We start from the raw sequence: 18,037 nt of genomic DNA, 5'->3' as shown, positions 1-18,037 counted from the left end.
GGCGGTGACGGCGGCCTTGGCGGCATCGGCGATCTTGGTGGTACGATCGGTGGCGTCGTCGGTTCGCTCGACGGTGTGATTGGCGGCGACGGCGGTCTTGGCGGCATCGGCGATCTTGGTGGCACGATCGGTGGCGTCGTCGGTTCGCTCGACGGTGTGATTGGCGGTGACGGCGGCCTTGGTGGCATCGGCGATCTTGGTGGCACGATCGGTGGCGTCGTCGGTTCGCTCGACGGTGTGATTGGCGGTGACGGCGGCCTTGGTGGCATCGGCGACATTGGCGGTACGATCGGTGGCGTCGTCGGCTCGCTCGACGGTGTGATTGGCGGCGACGGTGGCCTTGGTGGCATCGGCGACATTGGCGGTACGATTGGTGGCGTCGTCGGCTCGCTCGACGGTGTGATTGGCGGCGACGGCGGCCTTGGCGGCATCGGCGACATTGGTGGCACGATCGGTGGCGTCGTCGGCTCGCTCGACGGTGTGATTGGCGGCGACGGCGGCCTTGGCGGCATCGGCGACATTGGCGGTACGATCGGTGGCGTCGTCGGCTCGCTCGACGGTGTGATTGGCGGCGACGGTGGCCTTGGTGGCATCGGCGACATTGGTGGCACGATCGGTGGCGTCGTCGGCTCGCTTGGCGGCACACTGAGCGGCGTGATCGATGGCGCGACCGGTCTAATCGGTGACGTTGTTGGCTCGCTCGATGGCGACGGCGATGGTGACGGCGACGGCGACGGCGATGGTGACGGCGATGGCGATGGCGACGGCGACGGCGATGGCGATGGCGACGGCGATGGCGACGGCGACGGCGATGGCGACGGCGACGGCGACGGCGACGGCGATGGCGATGGCGACGGCGACGGCGATGGCGACGGCGACGGCGATGGCGATGGCGACGGCGACGGCGATGGCGATGGCGACGGCGACGGCGATGGCGACGGCGATGGCGATGGCGACGGCGACGGCGATGGCGACGGCGACGGCGATGGCGATGGCGACGGCGATGGCGATGGCGACGGCGACGGCGATGGCGCTGCCGACAGCGGGTCGCACGACCGTTTGATTATCTTGGTGAACGGCATTCCTGGCCACTGGAGCAATCTGCCTGGCAGCACGCCAAGCGATGCGGCTGGAACGGGTCTGAACGTTCAGCTCGCCAGCGCGGCTGACATGTTACCGGGCGGTGCGACCGGCGGTAATGGCACGGGTTCGAGTGACCCGCTTGCCAATGTGAGCAACAATCCGGTCGACGACATGCCTAACGGTGCAGGCTCGATTGGACCGCTCGCCAATGCGGCCGGCAATCCGGTCGGCGATATGCCGAGCGGTGCGACCGAAGGCAATGACGCTGGCCTGAATAGCCTGCTTGCCTATTTGTTCGGTGGCACGCCCAACGACGCGACAGGAGGCAATGGTGCAGGTTTGAACGATCCGCTTGTCAACGCGGCCAACAATCCGGCCAGTGGCATGCCGAACGGCGCGACCGGAGGCGATAACGCTGGCTTGAACAGCCTGCTTGCCTATTTGTTCGAGGGCACGCCGAATGGCGCGACCACAGGCAATGGCACGGGGGCGAACGACCCGCTTGCCAACACAGCCAACAATCCGGTCGGCGGCGTGCCGAACGGGGCGGTGCCTGGCAACGGTACGGGTTCGAACGATCCGCTTGCCAACACGGCCAACAATCCGGCCGGCGGCATGCCGAACGGGATGGTGCCTGGCAGCGGTGCAGGCTTGAACGAGCCGCTTGCCAACGCAGCCAACAATCCGGCCGGCGGCATGCCGAACGGGACGGTGCCTGGCAGCGGTGCAGGCTTGAACGATCCGCTTGCCAACACGGCCAACAATCCGGCCGGCGGCATGCCGAACGGGATGGTGCCTGGCAGCGGTGCAGGCTTGAACGAGCCGCTTGCCAACGCAGCCAACAATCCGCTCGGCAATACACCGAACGGGACGGTGCCTGGCAATGGTGCAGGCTTGAACGAGCCGCTCGCCAACGCAGCCAACAATCCGCTCGGCAATACACCGAACGGGGCGGTGCCTGGCAGCGGTGCAGGCTTGAACGAGCCGCTCGCCAACGCAGCCAACAATCCGCTCGGCAATACACCGAACGGGACGGTGCTTGGCAACGATGCGGGCTTGAACGAGCCGCTTGCCAACGCAGCCAACAATCCGCTCGGCAATACACCGAACGGGACGGTGCTTGGCAACGATGCGGGCTCGAACAACCCACTTGCCAACACAGCCAACAACCCAGCCGGCGGGACTCCAGACGATGCGACCGGTGGCAAGCACACAGGCTTGAAAGGCTTGCTTGCCTATGTATTCGGCAGTACCCCGGAGGAAACGACGCTTGGCAACGGTGCAGGTTCGAACAATCCGCCTGCCAACACGGCCAGCAATCCGGTCGGCGGCATGCCGAACGGGATGGTGCCTGGCAGCGGTACGGGTTCGAACGACCCGCTCGCTAACACGGCCAACAATCCGGCTGGCGGCATCCCGAACGGGATGGTGCCTGGCAACGGTGTAGGCTCGAACGATCGGCTCGCTTATGTGGTTGACAATCCGGTTGTCGGCGCCCCGAAAGGTGCCCAGTCTGGCAACGGTATAAGTGCGCTCGGAATGCCATCCACCACGGTTTGCACCGTGGCAGGCAGCTTTGCGAACGGTACGACCGGCAGTGCTACCTATTCTGGCGATAGCTCGCTCAACTACGCGGCTGGAACTACGGCCCGTGGTGTTTCCAACGCCACGACCACCAGCAACGGCGCCGGCTTAGGCGCATCAAATGAAGAGGTGATTTCGACAATGGAGATCAACGACTTCAACAAGATCAAGGTGACGCGGCCCGTTTATGACGTGCCGAAGTCCGAAGTCGATGCGCAAGTGAAGCGTGTCGCGGAAGCAGCCCGCACCTACAGGCCGAAGGATGGCAAGGCTACCACGGGCGATCGGATCACCATCGACTACGCCGGCAAGGTCAGCAAAACCATTCCTAGCGGTGCCGCAAACAACCAGTCGCTGATACTTGGCTCCAGGGGGGTCATTCCCGGCTTCGAAGAACAGTTGATCGGCGCAAAGGCAGGCGACGAACGCGAGATCACGGTGACCTTCCCGAAGAACTATCAGACCGCTTCTCTGGCTGGGAAGGAAGCGACCTTCAACGTCACCGTCAAAGAAGTGGCCACACCCGGCAAACTGGTGATCAGCGACGAAACGGCTAAGAGCCTCGGCCTCGAATCGTTAGGGCGCCTGCGCGAGGTTGTACGCGGCCAACTCCAGAACCAGTTTGGCTTGATAACGCGTCAGAAGATGAAGCAGCAGTTGCTCGAACAGCTCGAGGCTGCCAATCATTTCAAGGTGCCTCCGCAACTGGTGGTGACGGAGTTCAACAATATCTGGGCGCAGGTCAATCGTGATCTGCAGGCATCTGGCCACACCTTCGCCGATGTGGGAATGACAGAGGAAAAAGCGCGCGCCGACTACATGCTCCTTGCTGAGCGTCGTACGCGCGTCGGGCTTATCCTTGTCGAGATCGGCAAGAAAGCAGGCATTTCAATTTCGGATGAGGACCTGCGGCGCGGTCTGTCGCAGCAGGTGAGTCGCCTTCAACCAACGCGGCGGGAGGAGGTGGTCCGCTTCTACCGTTCCAATCCCAGGGCGCTAAACTCACTGCGTGCTTCGATGTTTGAGGAAAAGGTGGTCGACTACCTGCTCAGCAAGATTTCCGTCACCGACAAAAAGGTGAGCAAGGAAGAATTGACGACCGAAAACGTTGGGATCGATACTTCCTCCGCTAAGAAGAAGTCCACGAAATAATATTAAGACACTCAGTTTGACTATTCATGAAGGCCGCCTTCGGGCAGCCTTCTTTTTGACCTGCATTCAGCCTTAGGTGCCACTGAACCCAGCCCAGCAGTTCATTCATCTTCAAGCAGGCTCTTGAACGGGCCATCCGAAGCGCAGCGTAAGGTCGGTACCTGATCTTCTTCAGGCGCTCATTCTCATCTTCCAGCGCCTAAATCCGACGCATTCATCAGGCGGCTAGCTGGCATTGCGGCAAATCTCCGCAACGGTCACGCCGTTTTCGCCCCTTCAAAATGCCTTCCGCGCGTCCGAAAACTTCGATGCCTTCATTGTTCCACTCCTTCTCCCATCCGGGAAAATACAGCGAAAAACTTTAACCAAAAGCGATCCATTTATCGGGGATCAGAGCATGTGCCTGGCGACCAGGCTCACCGTCACGTCCGGCCCGCAGGTCACCTCGACCATCGGCAGTTTCTCAGCCGTCGACCACCGCCGCGTGGCTCGCGGCCGTTCAGGATCTCAATCTTCAAAATGTTGCCAATCATAGACACAACATTACTCCTATCCGCTCTCAAGATGGAGATTATGTCCGGTTCATTTGGGCTATTTCAAATCCCGGCAATCTAACGCTTATTTAACCACTATGACTTTGGTCACGATCAATCTGACTTTAGTGGGGTGTTCGGCATCGCCGAAGTCTGTTATCGATACTGCGGGGCGGACATTAGTGCAGCGTTTCCGGGACAAGTTTCTGGAAGATTTAGCATTGGTGTATGAGGCGATTAGGTGGCTGTTATGTCAATCCAAACGCGCCCGCCAGATCAATCGCAGTCTTCGCAGCGGCCCGTGCTCGCCGTTACCTCCGCCGAACATCAGGTAACCAACTTCCGCTCTCCTGTCGCTTCGCGCGAATTTCCTCTGGACGAGACCCACGGCTTTGATCGGCTCAGTTCCTGCCAAACTCTGCAGACGAGTGTCGGTCGCAATTGGTCTCAGGTCTATGTCTCCAAGCAGATTGAACATCCAAATGAGGGCACCTTCCTGGGAAGCCCCCATCTTCTGATCAGCCTGACAAGGTCCGGAACGGCGCGCGTCTTCTTTGATATCAGATCGAAAAAGTACTGTGCAAAGCTTCATCCCGGTCAGATGAATATCCTGGCGCCCAACGAACCAGCCCATGTCGTATGGGAGCGGCGGGTTCACACGACACATCTATATCTGCGTGACTCCCTGTTGGAAGAGGTTGCGACAGATCTTGGTGGCAAACGCTCCGACTCGATCAACATTCTGAGCAAATTGGCCTTCGTCGACACCCTACTCGAAGGGCTGGTCACAGCCATCTGCGATGCAACCGAGTCGAGCGCAGAAGGGTCTGATCCCTACGTGGAGCATCTGGCGCGCGCCACGGGATATCATGTGATTCGCAAATATTCCAGTTTGCAGGAAAATTCAGTTGAAAAGGATAGTACGGGGCAGCTAACTAAAACGCAGATGAAAAATTTTCGTGACATGATCGAAGCTTCCATGAGTCAGAAGCTTACATTAGATGATTTAGCGGCAGGGAGCGGGCTATCCAATAGTCATTTTGCACATCTTTTCAAAAAAACCACTGGCAGAACACCCTACCAATACCTTCTACATGGTCGTATTCAACGTGCCCGATATCTTCTTATAAAGACTTCTATGCCCGTTATACAAATCGCTATCGAGTGCGGCTTTACCGATCAGGTGCACTTTACAAGAATGTTCTCAAAAATTGTTGGCCAGCCACCTGCAACCTTCCGTAAACTTGCCGATAGCTAGAGGCTCGCGATGCATCGCGCACCAACCTCATAGCATGTGGTTCAGCCCGTCATCTCCTCAGGTTGCAGCGCGACGTATGTGTCTCTTGCAGTCTAACTGCATGAACGCCGCGGATTGGCTGGTGTAAGCTAAAAACGGCGGGAAATACGCCGCGCACTTTAGGATGACGAGAACGAGAAGTTCGCTTACGGTAGAGCACATCGCTGCAACAACACATGTCGATTTCCTCCAACCGGCCGCGTTGCAAATCCTGCCCTTATCGCTGCCATGTCGGCACTGCTGGATTATGAGACGCGGCGATCCCACAGCCGCATTTTAGCCAGTGGGCAGCGTGTGCTTCCGATCCTCCATCGCGGGCTTTTGGCGATTGTCTGGAAATCCTTTACCGATCTTCCGAACTCTATCGTAAATCGTTGACTTCCTTGGGTAATATGTAACCCTTAGCATCGCTAGAAGCGACCTAAAGGAGGTTCCCATGCTTAATCTTCTGTTTGGCGGAAGCGACGCTGATACGGCAGTTGTCGACTATAACGACTACAATGACTACGATCGTTCCGGAGACGTCACTTTTGATGATGCATACGTCAACTTCATGGAAGGCGGTGGACATCTTGGCCTTGGTGCTGCGATGCTTGTCGGAAGCGCCTGGACGGGTATTGCCCTGACTCCGTCATTGATACTGGACTCATTACAGCCCGATGATGGTGTGCACATCGCCTGACTTGCCTGTCTTGGTATTCGAGTGGGCGCAGTCTCTTTGGTGTCAGTGTCAACTCGATGCGGCTTTGTGCGGCGCTAACCGCCGCGAGGTGTCTCCATCTCGCGGCGGTCCATCATCCAGGGCAACCCCGCTTCGGCTGGGTGCTAGCCTAGCTCCGATGGTTACTTAGTGAGGATGGGTGCAAGTCCATGGAGAATTCAACTGAACAACGGTTCGAGCGAGCTCGAGCGAACATAGGTTTTTTCCCTGGTCTTGTTGCCAGAAGGTTCACGAAGGGACGTATTGATGTCCTTGGCTGATGCAACCGCGCTATTTCGTCCGACAAAAAAGCGTGCGGAAAGCGAAATCAGCACGGCGATAAAATCGCTCCGCCCATACCTTATTATCGTCGGTGTCTTCTCAAGCGTAATCAATCTGCTTTATCTCAGTTCGCCCCTGTATTTGATGCAGGTGTATAATCGTGTCTTGATTAGCGAAAGCATCCCGACACTTTTTCTGCTTACCCTTATTCTGGTTGTGGCGCTGCTTGTTATGGCCATCCTGGACGCTATGCGCGCCCAGATGCTTGTCAGATGCGGTGTTCTGCTGGACCAGAAATTGGCGAGTCGCGTGTTTTCCGCGCTCGTGCAAAAATCTTCCAGGTACGGGTACTCACAGGGAGCCCTGCCACTGCGGGAGTTCGATGATTTCCGTGCCTTTGTCACCGGTCCGGGGATCCATTTTCTGTTCGACGTACCTTGGATCCCGCTTTATCTCGGCCTTCTCTATCTCATCCATCCTGTCTTAGGGATCGTCGCAACAATCGGTGCAGTGTTTCTGTTAGCGCTCGCTTTTCTGAACGAGGCTGTCACCCGCAAACCTATGGACGATGCACAAGCTGCTGCCAGGCGATCATTCGTCTTCACCGAGAACATCATGCAGCATGCCGATGTAATTCGTGCGATGGGGATGCAGGCTGCGGTAGAGCGCCACTGGCAGGGAAGCCGTGTCCGAATGCTCGGAAGGCAAGCTTTCGCCAGCGATCGGAACGCGGTCATCTCGGCGAGTATCCGGCTTACGAGACTTCTGCTTCAGTCCCTGATACTGGGCACTGGCGCCTGGCTCGCCATTGACCACGCCATATCGCCCGCGACAATTTTTGCGGCCAGCATCATCATGGGCCGCGCACTCGTACCTGTGGAGCTGGCCGTGTCCGCGTGGAAGCAGGCAGGTTCGGCACGCAGTGGTTACAGACGGATCAGGGATCTCCTGAACGAAAATCCCGCGAGCGATCTCAAGACCATCATCCCCACGAACGAAACGGTGCTCGACGTCAAAGGGCTTTCATACCGTGTGGGAGGACGATCAAAGCCGGTGCTCGACAACTTATCCTTCAAGATTGGGGAAGGTGAAGCGTTGGCAGTTGTCGGGATGAGCGCATCCGGCAAAAGCACATTAGCAAAATTGCTGATTGGAGCTCTCCAGCCGGCTGGGGGCGACCTTTCATTTGGCGGATTGAACTATTCACATTGGGATCCGGCCGAATTTGGGCGCATCACAGGATATCTGCCTCAGGATGTTGGGCTGTTTGCCGGCAGCGTTCGTGAGAACATCTCGCGTTTTAATGACAGTTCGATCGACCAGATCATTGAGGCGGCAACACTTGCCGGCATCCACGAGATGGTATTGGGCTTGCCGAAGCAATACGACACGATGCTGGGTCCAGGCGGCTTGGGGCTATCGGGTGGGCAGCGTCAGCGCATCGGGCTGGCGAGGGCTTTACTCGGCCACCCGCGGCTGCTGGTTCTGGATGAACCCAACGCGCATCTGGACTTGGAAGGTGTACAAGCGCTGAGCAAGGCCCTTTTCGTCATGAAAGCGCAGGGCACGGCGATTGTCGTGATTACTCACCAGCCTGCGGTTCTCAGTGTCGTTGATACCGTACTCGCATTGAATTCTGGTCGAATCGAAAAGCTTGGGCCGCCAGCGGCCTTCGCGGCACCTTCTTTGAAGAATTGATAGGCAAGCCGATGACCCCTGCCTCCACCGCTGACACCATCACGTATCGCAACCCGTTGCGACCCGCACTTTGGGGAGCGGCCGCTTTGCTAGCCTTTGTCCTGTTGTTCATTGGTTGGGGTTATGTTGCGCCATTGTCGAGCGCGGCAATTGCTGAAGGCAGCCTGCAGGTGCAGGCACAGAGGCAATCGGTAGAACACCTCTACGGCGGCATAATTTCCAAGCTCCTGGTCTCGGAAGGTCAGCATGTTGAACGCGGTCAGCCATTGATCGAACTCGACGGGACGGATTCACAAGCTAAGCTCGATATCGCCAAGGCGGAAGCTGTGACCCTGATTGCTAGACAGGCGCGCCTGATCTGTGAGCGTGATAGCGCAGATCTCAGTTGCCTGAAAAAATTCCAAGCGGAAGCCAAATCTTTCGATGGAATGGAGGAAGCGGTTGAAAACGAAAATGCGGTGATGCGTGCACGCGCGCATCAATACGAGGCCGAAAGAGGGATGCTCGCCTCGCGGGTAGCGCAGCTTCGCGAGAAGATCTCTGGGCTGGAAGCACAAAAGCAAGGGCTGTCGAAGCAAAATGCGTCGCTGGTCGAAGAAATCGAAGGTGCTCAAAAGCTGGCGACCAAAGGCTTGACACCCAAGACGCGCATTCTGGAGCTGGAAAGGGTCGCCGCAGGGATGCTCGCCGATGCGGGCTCGCGCGTCGCTGAGATTGCCTCCGCGACACAGGAAATTGGCGAAGCCGAACTCGCCATCGCCAAGTTGGACCGTCAGCGCATCAATGAAATAGTCGACTTGATCCGTACGACGCAGTCTTCGTTGGCCGAGGCCTTGCCCAAGTTGAAGGCGGCACAAGATGTCATGAATCGGACGATCATAAAGGCGCCAGTCAGCGGAGCGATTGTCGATCTATCGGTTTTCACGGAAGGCGGGGTCGCCAAAGCTGGTGAACAGCTGATGGACATCGTGCCCGACGACAACCCGATCATTGTCGAAGCGCGGTTGCCGCTTTCCGACATCAACGGCGTCAAACCAGGCGCAGCTGCCAACATCTGGCTGACCGGCGTCCCACGGAGCGAGCGCCCGCTCTTGCGCGGCGACGTCATAAGCGTATCGGCGGACAAGATCACGGATTCACGGTCGGGACTTACCTTTTTTGCGATCCGAACGAAGATCAATTCCGACGATCTGAGCAAATCGAAGGTTCCGTTGCAACCCGGAATGCCGGCGGAAGTGATCGTCACGACCGGATCACGAACCCTTGCAGGCTATTTGCTTGGGCCGCTCCTTGATGAAATTGGACATGCGTTTCGAGAAGAGTGAGGACCAAAATGGCATACGCTGAGAGCAAGATTGACGGCCGCAAAGGACGTCGCGCAGAAAACAAAGCAGAAACCGGCAAATCATCTGCAGGTAGGGCAGAAGACACTTTGAATTTTACACTCACGGCAGGCGCCCTAGGGCTCGGCATTGCGCTTCTCGATCGCGACCAGGCAAATGCTGCCGATGCCACCTCCACCACAGATTTCGCACAGGATGATGATCGCCTGTCAGCCACGTTCTCTAACGCAAGGCAAGCCGAGTCCGGGGGCGGTCGGTCGGCAATAGCTGAAGACGTGGTTCATGACAGCGGGCATGACGCGCCGAACGCAACATCCAACGTACAGGTCGACCACCAGGCCGCCGACTCAGCAGATTCCGAACGCGGTGCAGAGATTTTGCAGCAGCCGCCAGAAGCGGCAGGGTCACAAATCGCAGAGCTCGAAAGCAACAACACTGAAGATTCCATACAGGACGCGGCAATGCCGTCCGCTGATCCTGCGATTGGTACGTCGGTGTCAAATTCTGGAGCAGGTGGAGCGATCGCAGAGACTCACGACCGCTCATCCCTTGCCGGTCCTGGAGAGATGGTCGTCGATATCATGCCCGGTGATACGCCGGCCGAGCGCATGGTAGAAGCGGTCCACGACATCGCAAGTAACCTGCTCGGAAGTGACGGCCTGCTTGGCGTCGTACCCGACCTCACCGAGGCCGTTGGAGGCCTCGTCGATAAAGATGGAGCCCTTGGTGCTTTGACCGACGGGGATGGAAGTGCTCTTCTCGATGCTCTCATCGGTGACGATGGCCTCCTCGGCGCCCTGACCAATGGCGACGCAGACGTCATAGATGCCCTCGTCAGCACGGGTGGCGTCGTCGGAGCAGTCACCGGCGGCAATGGAAATGTTCTCGATAGCCTCGTCGGTACAGGTAGCGTCATCGGAGCGGTCACCGGCGGCAACGAAGATGTTCTCGACGGCCTCGTCGGTACGGAGGGCGTCGTTGGGGCTGTGACTGGCGGCAACGGAGATGTCCTTGGTGATCTTGTCGGCGAAAATGGTCTGCTTGGTGGGCTTGGCAGCACCGAGGGGGGGGCATCATTGGCAGATGCAGCGGCGGAAGACGCTGTAGAAACGGCAGCACCTCCCGAAACGACAGCTGCGGATACCTCCGAGACGCCATCAAACGTGTTCGACGTTGCAAATGTGGCTCTACAAATCACGGAATACGTCGCCGACGCCCTCACACCGACGCTCAAATTTGTTGGTCAGCCAATCCTGGAAACCGACGCGCATATGGACACCGACCATTCAAGCCTAACTCAGCACGCAGCATGAACGGTTCCGTTCTAAGTTTCGCCGCAGAAAGTTTTCCTGTTGAGACTTGGCCGGCCCAACACGAGCCGGCCGAAATCGCGCAATCAGGTACTCCAAGCTTTGTCCGTGCGTTCGTCGCTGCCATCGGCGATTTGGACGTTGTCGCTGTTCCGAGCTCATGGTGCAGCACTTGTGAAAATCCTGTGCCTGTCAATTCATCCGAAGATAATCAGGAACAACGCTGACCGACAAGCAGCAGAGTGCTTCGTCGTCCAGAGGGTGAGAAAGCAATCTATAAGCCTAGCGATTTCTTGACGTCTTCCGTGGCGACAGAAACGATAATCTCCTCGGTTGTGTAGTTCTTCCGTGCCATTTTGTGTTCCTTTCAAGCTCAAAATAGCCGAAACTCTAACGCTCAAAACGGTGGCTCGGGCAATGAACTTGGTCCGTTTGAAGAGTTTCTAGTCGCCCTTGAGGATCACGGCGTGATGACCATGGATGAAATCTTCGCTTGGCCTGCCCCATCAGGGAGGTCCACGGCCTCCAATTCGCTAAGGCGAAGTGACAACACATACGGCGAAGCACGACGGTTTTCGAGCTTTCTGACAGTCAACTGCACGGAATAGTCTGCTCCTGCCACACCGGCACGATGATACGGGCAAGTTGGGCCGTGACTTGGGTGCGCTCGATTGCCAAGATGAGTGACAAAGAGCCTCTTTGGTGGCAAGCAGGCCGCTATATATAGTATTCTGGCACGCTGCACTGTCCAATATTGGAAGAAAAGTCATGTCTGAAACAAGCGTCAATGTCCGTTACATGGTCAATGACGTCGAAGCCGCCATCGAGTGATACACGAGCCACCTTGGCTTTTCGCTTCTGTCGAAACATGAACCTGCCTTCGCGGACGTGCAGCGCGGCGCACTGCTGCTACTGCTTAGCGGACCGACGAGTTCAGCCGGGAGGTCGATGCCAGATGGTGAAAAGCCATACCCTGGGGGATGGAACGCATCCATCTGATTGTCAACGATCTGACTGCTGAAGTATCCCGACTGCGGGCTGCCGGTGTCCAGTTTCGTAACGACATTGTCACAGAACCAGGTGGCTCTCAGATTCTGTTGGTCGACCCGTCCGGCAACGTTGTGGAGCTGTTTGAGCAAGCGCGGAACTAGTTTCAGATCTGGTGGCAACGTCTGACGCGGATCGCAGCAGCTTTCGGAGCGACTACGCGCTGAGATACAAATTTATTGGACATCGCCGCAGCTCATTCTACTTCTATTCCCAAGCGGGTCGTCTGGGAGGAGCTTGTGATGAAGTCCAAGATTCTTGTGCTAGCTGTGTCGGCGCTGGCGATAGCCGTACTACCCATCAATTTTGCCTCGACCACAGTTGGCCTCGCATCGATCGCCGCTTACGCCAAGGGTGGTAACGGTGGCGAAAATGGCGGCGGGGGTGGCAAGGGTGCCACTGGCGAACATGGCAAGTCCGCCGATGCGAGGGGCCGTTCAAAATCCTCCCGGGGCAGTCAAGCTGTCTCGCAATCGATTGGCAGCGTCTTTGGCAAAGAACGTTCGCGTGTAAAGGGTTCAATTGCCAAAGCATCCCCCACGAGAGTGAAATCGGCGAATCTTGCAAGCAAGGCTGCCAAGCTGGCGATTTTGCCCGCAAATGTGGCCCTGCCGGAAGCAAGGCCGAAGAATTTTCACGCCAAGCTGGCTGGCCTCAATTCACTGAAGCGGAACTACCATGCCTATCTGAACAGCAAGTCGCCTCGTATGGCTGCGATATCGGCTTTCGTAATGGCCTCGGCAAATTTCGACTTGGCAAACGCAAAAGTTACGGCAGCGGCGGCCGCGCTTGCCGAAGCGAAGGCAAGCTTTGCAGTTGCAGTCGAGACAGCGGCAATATCGCCTTATGACGATGCGATCAGCGTCTACGACAATCCAACCGTAGAAAGCCTTACCGCCCGGCTTGAGGATTTGAACGCAGCCACTGTTGCACCGGAGGATGTAGGGTCCTGGGAAGCCGAGGTTGCCGCAGTAGAGGGATTGCTGGACAGTGCCGAGGCAACTGCCGTGAGCCAAGCCGAGACGTCGCTCAGCCAAGCCGAACTTGCTTCTGAAGCCGCAGCCGTCGGCACTGACGATGAAGCCCTTAGGGCAGCTCTATTGGACGCTGCAAACGACAACCGTGTTGCGGCCTACGGGGATAACTATGTCGACGACGAGATGATGGACTGGGCCAAGGGCGTGCTTGGGGTCGGGGGTGCTTACGGCAAAATCGATGAGGTAAGGAAGACACTCGACCCGAGTAGCGAATAATAGGTCCACATGCGAATATCGCCGGTGGCGTACCGTGGGGAAGCGATCCGCCTATCGAATATCTCGTCCTCGTCGGTCCGCCCTCGCGCTCGTTGGTTCAAAGATGCTACGATCTTACTTCATCGACATTAAGTTCGTGATCAGGCCGGCCTTAATTTCAAGCTTGGATCGATGGGCCTCCTGATTACCCATGTCCTTCAGTTGTTCGGGCGTCAAATCTGACAGCGCCCTACGTCTTGCAACCGTCACGACGCGCTGTGCCCGGTACGAGTTTCTGTCTGAGCCATTTTTTGCGGGCCGAGTAGCTGCCCCTACCCCCATCGGGCGACCGGCTCATCTTTTCATTCGTCTCCCGTAATCGCGACGCCGGATTTTCGTGCAGTCGAGAGTGCTCATGTTTCGCACAATCATCATGGCTCTCCGGCGCGCAATTTCGCTTTGGAAGCATTGAGACGCAGCTCATTGATCATTGCAATGCTCTCTGAGCGGACAAACCGTCACGTGATCCCCAACGGCATTCCAGAAGGTCGCGCTACGGGTACATCGACAGATGACGGGGCTAAAGTCGCGGGGCATGCCGGCACGAAAACAACCGCATCTGTTTATGATCGCGCGCGTCTCGAAGCTGCTGAACGATTTGCGAAGGCTCGGGCGCGAGCGAGGGGTATAGGCCGAACGCTTGAAACAATCTTAGTTCAGGCATAGCCCATTCGATCGATAGCCTCTCCACACCTTGATGTTATTCTATCGGTGCGGCTGCCGCATCGCCGCATTGGCCGGCGCGCAGGGCTGTCCCTCAATAGACCCTATCCATCGCGCCGGCCAGTCCTGGTTAATCACGGCCACCACCGATCTTGGTTCTGAAGGTTCCCGACTTGTCGCTCACGCTATATTAGCTGATGCTATTGCAGCCGCGTGAAAGACCATCAGCTTTCACGATGGCCGGCGTGGTGGTGACCCCAAAAAATGTTCCGCGCATGATTCTCAATCTGTTCATCGGCACTGTCGTATGGGACGCCAGCCAAATTCGCTTCGCAGCGTGGCGGGAATTAATCCCAACTGGAGTAAATTACTTGCTGCAGGTCAGGGCGTTGCCATATCGGCAATCATTCCTGCGAATATCAGCGCTTCTTTGCAACGCATCGATTTGCCATAGTTCCCCGGAAGCGAGCGGAGATGGTTCCGGAATGGCATATGTCGTCACAGAGCCCTGCATAGACGTTAAGGACGGCGATTGCACGGACGTCTGCCCGGTGGACTGTATCTATGAAGGTGGCCGAATCTTCTACATCCATCCCGAGGAATGTGTGAACTGCGGGCTTTGCCTGTCGGTCTGCCCCGTCGATGCCATCATCTGGGACGAGGAGGCTACCCCCGCCCAGTCGGCTTTCATCGCCATCAACCGCGATTTCTTCGACACATCCGTCAGTGGTCTCGGTTCGCCCGGCGGCTGGGACAAGCGTCTTTCCACCGCCACCGACCATCCCGCGGTCGCTCAATATAAGAAATCAGCGCCGTCGCATTCCTGACGGGATGTCCGGAGGAAACATGCCAGAATCAAAATTGTCCGGCGTCATCGCAGCCGTTCCCACGCCTTTCGACGCACGGCGCAAGATCGATTTCGCAGCCTTCATCGAACATTGCCGCTGGTGTCTCGCCAATGGCTGCGATGGGCTCAACGTGTTGGGCACGACCGGCGAGGCCAATTCACTCTCGCCCACCAGTCGCAAGGCAATCATGACGGCGGCAGCGGAAAACCTCGATCGATCGCGGCTGATGGTCGGCACCGGCACACCGGATCTAGAGACGACCATCGACCTGACCCGTCATGCCCATGCGCTCGACTACGCGGCTGCGCTCTTGCTGCCACCCTACTACTATAAACCGATTTCCGACGACGGCCTGTTTGCCTGGCTCGCGGAACTGATTGCCCGGACCGCAAATACGCCGATCGGCATCTACCTCTACAACTTCCCGCAGCTTACCGGCATCGAATTCAGCCCTGCTTTGGCTGAGCGGCTGATCCGCGCGTTTCCCGAGCGCATCAACGGCGCCAAGGACAGTTCCGGCAATCTCGACTATGCGCGCCGCCTTGCCGAAATCGACGGCTTCAATGTCTTTCCGAGCAGCGAAGGGGCCTTGTCCAGGGCCAAAATCGACAACTACGCCGGTTGTATCTCAGCGACCGTCAATATCGACCCCGCCTCCTCGGCCGCCCTGGCAATACACCAGGACGACGCCGCGCTACCCACGCAGGTGCTCGGCCTGCGCCAGTCGATCTCGGCCAATCCGCTCATTCCTGCGATCAAATATCTCGTATCGAAACGCACGGGCAACCCGGTCTGGCTAAATGTCGCTCCGCCGCAATTGCCGATCTCGGAAAGCGCACATGTCGCAGCACTTGACGGGATTGCAAAGAGCTTGGACGGGCGGCTTCACCAGCCGGCGTAATATGCGCGGTTTGCCTCTGCCAAGGCGCGGACGCGGACGCGCTCCTGCTGCAAACGGGGCATGTCCGCCCGCGCCTGAGCCAAGAGTTCCCCGCGTGCGGCATCGAAATCGACGGTCATAAGCCTGCCTGACGCCACGATCTCGCGTCCTTCGATATAAAGCGCTCGGACATGCCCGGCCGTCATGCGCGCAAGCAGGACCTCGGCCTCGTCGACATCATCGAACAGGCTGTCCTCGATCAGCTTTTCATAGTCTATGACGACCCGGTCAGATCTCTTGCCCGCGCCTATGATGTCGGCGGCCGTCGACGTTGCCGCATCGAAGAGCCCCGAGGCCGAGAAGTCGCGCGTCAGTTCGCTGCCGCCTTGCAGCAGATAGGCGACCCGCATCTCGCGCCAAAGATCCTGGTCGTCGTCCATGCCTGTTCCATCCAGTCCGATACCGAACTTCAGGCCTTTGGCTACCGCCTCCCGCAATGGCGCGATACCGGACCGCAGCCTGAGATTAGCCGTCGGATTGGATGCAAGCTGAACCCCGCGCTCGGTCAGCAATGCATACTCGTCCGGCCTGATCTGGACGCCGTGCGCGACCGCCAGCCGCGGTGACAGGAAACCGATGTCGTCGAGATAGGTGACGATGCCTTGCGGGAAACGTCGGTCGAGCCATTGCCGTTGGCGAGGGCTTTCGAGCAGGTGCATGTGGATTCGCCGGTCGTTCAGCGCTGATGCTTCCGCGATGCCCTCGAGCAGCGCGTTCGAGCACCATTGCGGCCCGATCGGTCCGTATTGCACGCTCACCAGCGGATTGGCATTGGCCGCCGCTAGGGCCTCTACCGCCGCGATCTGCGCCTCGACAGGAGCGTAACGCGGGATGGTTCGAGAGAGGTCGTTCCAATCGGCTTCGGAAAGATACGGCTTGAGCCGTTCCGACCCGCCATCATAGGCCCAAGCATCGAAGTCGAGCAAGGGGCAGGACAGGCCCAGCAGGATACCGACATCACCCGCAGCCCGGACCACCGCCTGCGCTTCGTCCACCAGCCGGTCGGCGTTCAGCGAATTGTGGCAATGGATCGTGCCGGCGATACCGCCCTTTGCCATGCGGCTGAAAGCGACCAGCGTTTCGAGATAGGGATCGGTGCGGGGCCTCAGCCGGAGGCTGGGAATCCAGGCTTCGAGCGCATCGTCTACACTGCCGAAATCCAGCGTGCGCAAGCCATAACCGTGATCGTGGGCATTGAACGGTGCAGACATCAGCAGATCGCCGATTCCCGGCGTGGAGGCCCCTTGCGGCAGCAGCGCGGTCAGATCGTCGACGCGAGCGGCCTTTCGGCGTCCGGGCAGGCTCAGGACCCTGCCCGGCACGGCTTCACTTGCGGATGATGTCATGGATTTCCCGGCTTAATTTGTCCAGTTCCTGGCTGAGGAACTCGATCACCGATTCCGTTGCATGGGTCAGCTGCCGGTCGCGCGGCGCGACGATGCCGACTTGCATGTTCTGCAGATGCGACCCCGCGATCGACACCGCGACCATGTCGCCGGCACGCAATTCGTCGAGCAGTCCGAGAGGCGTGAAGAACGCGACTCCCATGCCCGACAGGATCAGCGGCTTGAGCATCATCTGGTTGTTGGTCGCCACAAGCGTGCGGCCGAAGCGGTCGAGCGCGGCGAGTTCGAAGGCGATCATCGAACTCATCACCTCATTGTCCAGTTGCAGCAACAGCTTGAACTGGGCGCATTCCTGCAATGTGACGGCCTTGAGTTTGGCGATCGGATGGTTGCGCGCCACAATCGCCATCAGCGGCATCGGCACGCCATGGACGAGCTTGATATCCTGTGGCCGCGCCAGATCGAAAGTGATGCCGATGTCGACATCGCCTTCGGCGACAAAACGGAAGATATTGTTGTAGTTGTCGGTGCGGATGCGGAAATCGACGGCTGAATGCTTCTTGTGAAACGCCATGATCTGCGTCGGCATGAAGTGGATCGCCAGGCTGTCGAGGCAGGCAATATGCACACGCCCCGTCTTCTTGCCCTGCAGGTCGCCGAGGTCGCTTTTCATGACCTCGTATTGCTGCAGCGTCTCCCTGGCGTGGCGCAGCACGATCTTGCCCGTAGTGGTCAGCCGCAGACCGTCGGAAAAACGGTCGAACAAGGGCGTGCCGAGCTCGTCCTCCAGCTTCTTGATCTGCCGGCTGACGGCCGAAGTCGCCACATGCAGATCCTCCGACGCCCTGCGGATCGAGCCCGACCGGGCTACGGCGACGAAGTATTTGAGAATGCTGGCGTGCATCAGCGGCCCCCGGAT

10 protein-coding genes and 3 pseudogenes are annotated in these 18,037 nt (G+C 58.2%); 11 read left to right on the top strand and 2 right to left on the bottom strand.

What is annotated here, in order from left to right:
• Nucleotides 1-2,787 precede the first annotated feature (2,787 nt).
• The 11 genes and pseudogenes from tig to BM413_RS27540 all read left to right on the top strand — a co-directional run.
• Nucleotides 2,788-3,795: pseudogene (gene tig / locus BM413_RS27595) on the top strand (trigger factor); the annotation flags it as partial.
• 858 nt (nucleotides 3,796-4,653) lie between these two features.
• Nucleotides 4,654-5,610, top strand: coding sequence for an AraC family transcriptional regulator (locus tag BM413_RS27590; RefSeq protein WP_175544466.1), 957 nt, complete (start codon nucleotides 4,654-4,656; stop codon nucleotides 5,608-5,610).
• A gap of 475 nt (nucleotides 5,611-6,085) precedes the next feature.
• Nucleotides 6,086-6,331 (top strand): hypothetical protein, encoded by a 246-nt coding sequence (locus tag BM413_RS27585; RefSeq protein ID WP_091918060.1) that lies wholly within the window; start codon nucleotides 6,086-6,088, stop codon nucleotides 6,329-6,331.
• A 285-nt stretch (nucleotides 6,332-6,616) separates the two neighbouring features.
• Nucleotides 6,617-8,329, top strand: coding sequence for a type I secretion system permease/ATPase (locus BM413_RS27580; RefSeq protein ID WP_091918059.1), 1,713 nt, complete (start codon nucleotides 6,617-6,619; stop codon nucleotides 8,327-8,329).
• A gap of 11 nt (nucleotides 8,330-8,340) precedes the next feature.
• On the top strand, nucleotides 8,341-9,654 hold the full coding sequence (locus BM413_RS27575) for an HlyD family type I secretion periplasmic adaptor subunit (RefSeq protein WP_139238674.1): 1,314 nt from the start codon (nucleotides 8,341-8,343) through the stop codon (nucleotides 9,652-9,654).
• 8 nt (nucleotides 9,655-9,662) lie between these two features.
• Nucleotides 9,663-10,985, top strand: a complete 1,323-nt coding sequence (locus BM413_RS27570; RefSeq protein ID WP_091918057.1) for a hypothetical protein — start codon at nucleotides 9,663-9,665, stop codon at nucleotides 10,983-10,985.
• Nucleotides 10,986-11,527: 542 nt separating this feature from the next.
• Nucleotides 11,528-11,709: pseudogene (locus tag BM413_RS33800) on the top strand (hypothetical protein); the annotation flags it as partial.
• A 41-nt stretch (nucleotides 11,710-11,750) separates the two neighbouring features.
• A pseudogene (locus BM413_RS33795) lies at nucleotides 11,751-12,133 on the top strand (VOC family protein).
• Between the two features lie 138 nt (nucleotides 12,134-12,271).
• Nucleotides 12,272-13,282, top strand: coding sequence for a hypothetical protein (locus BM413_RS27555; protein ID WP_091918056.1), 1,011 nt, complete (start codon nucleotides 12,272-12,274; stop codon nucleotides 13,280-13,282).
• Between the two features lie 1,187 nt (nucleotides 13,283-14,469).
• Nucleotides 14,470-14,811: a ferredoxin gene (gene fdxA, locus BM413_RS27545; protein ID WP_091918054.1), complete on the top strand. Its 342-nt coding sequence runs from the start codon at nucleotides 14,470-14,472 to the stop codon at nucleotides 14,809-14,811.
• A 19-nt stretch (nucleotides 14,812-14,830) separates the two neighbouring features.
• A complete protein-coding gene (locus BM413_RS27540; RefSeq protein WP_091918053.1) occupies nucleotides 14,831-15,733 on the top strand; it encodes a dihydrodipicolinate synthase family protein in 903 nt (300 codons plus the stop codon).
• On the opposite strand, the gene BM413_RS27535 is transcribed toward BM413_RS27540, so the two are convergent.
• On the bottom strand, nucleotides 15,718-17,118 hold the full coding sequence (locus tag BM413_RS27535; protein ID WP_091918052.1) for an amidohydrolase family protein: 1,401 nt from the start codon (nucleotides 17,116-17,118) through the stop codon (nucleotides 15,718-15,720). The two genes, BM413_RS27540 and BM413_RS27535, sit on opposite strands and share 16 nt — an antisense overlap.
• Nucleotides 17,099-18,022: a LysR family transcriptional regulator gene (locus tag BM413_RS27530; RefSeq protein WP_091918051.1), complete on the bottom strand. Its 924-nt coding sequence runs from the start codon at nucleotides 18,020-18,022 to the stop codon at nucleotides 17,099-17,101. The genes BM413_RS27535 and BM413_RS27530 overlap by 20 nt, the downstream gene beginning before the upstream one ends.
• Nucleotides 18,023-18,037: the final 15 nt, after the last annotated feature.

The sequence above is a fragment of the Mesorhizobium sp. YR577 genome (genome assembly GCF_900116595.1).
Lineage (GTDB): Bacteria > Pseudomonadota > Alphaproteobacteria > Rhizobiales > Rhizobiaceae > Mesorhizobium_M.
The sequence above is the reverse complement of the archived record's forward strand: the minus strand, read 5'-3'. Positions and strand labels throughout refer to the sequence as shown.

Coding starts and splice junctions, on each gene's coding strand:
- BM413_RS27570 (WP_091918057.1), top strand. CDS start 9,663: ATGGCATACGCTGAGAGCAAGATTGACGGCCGCAAAGGACGTCGCGCA.
- BM413_RS27540 (WP_091918053.1), top strand. CDS start 14,831: ATGCCAGAATCAAAATTGTCCGGCGTCATCGCAGCCGTTCCCACGCCT.
- BM413_RS27535 (WP_091918052.1), bottom strand. CDS start 17,118: ATGACATCATCCGCAAGTGAAGCCGTGCCGGGCAGGGTCCTGAGCCTG.
- BM413_RS27530 (WP_091918051.1), bottom strand. CDS start 18,022: ATGCACGCCAGCATTCTCAAATACTTCGTCGCCGTAGCCCGGTCGGGC.
- BM413_RS27585 (WP_091918060.1), top strand. CDS start 6,086: ATGCTTAATCTTCTGTTTGGCGGAAGCGACGCTGATACGGCAGTTGTC.
- BM413_RS27575 (WP_139238674.1), top strand. CDS start 8,341: ATGACCCCTGCCTCCACCGCTGACACCATCACGTATCGCAACCCGTTG.
- BM413_RS27580 (WP_091918059.1), top strand. CDS start 6,617: ATGTCCTTGGCTGATGCAACCGCGCTATTTCGTCCGACAAAAAAGCGT.
- fdxA (WP_091918054.1), top strand. CDS start 14,470: ATGGCATATGTCGTCACAGAGCCCTGCATAGACGTTAAGGACGGCGAT.
- BM413_RS27555 (WP_091918056.1), top strand. CDS start 12,272: ATGAAGTCCAAGATTCTTGTGCTAGCTGTGTCGGCGCTGGCGATAGCC.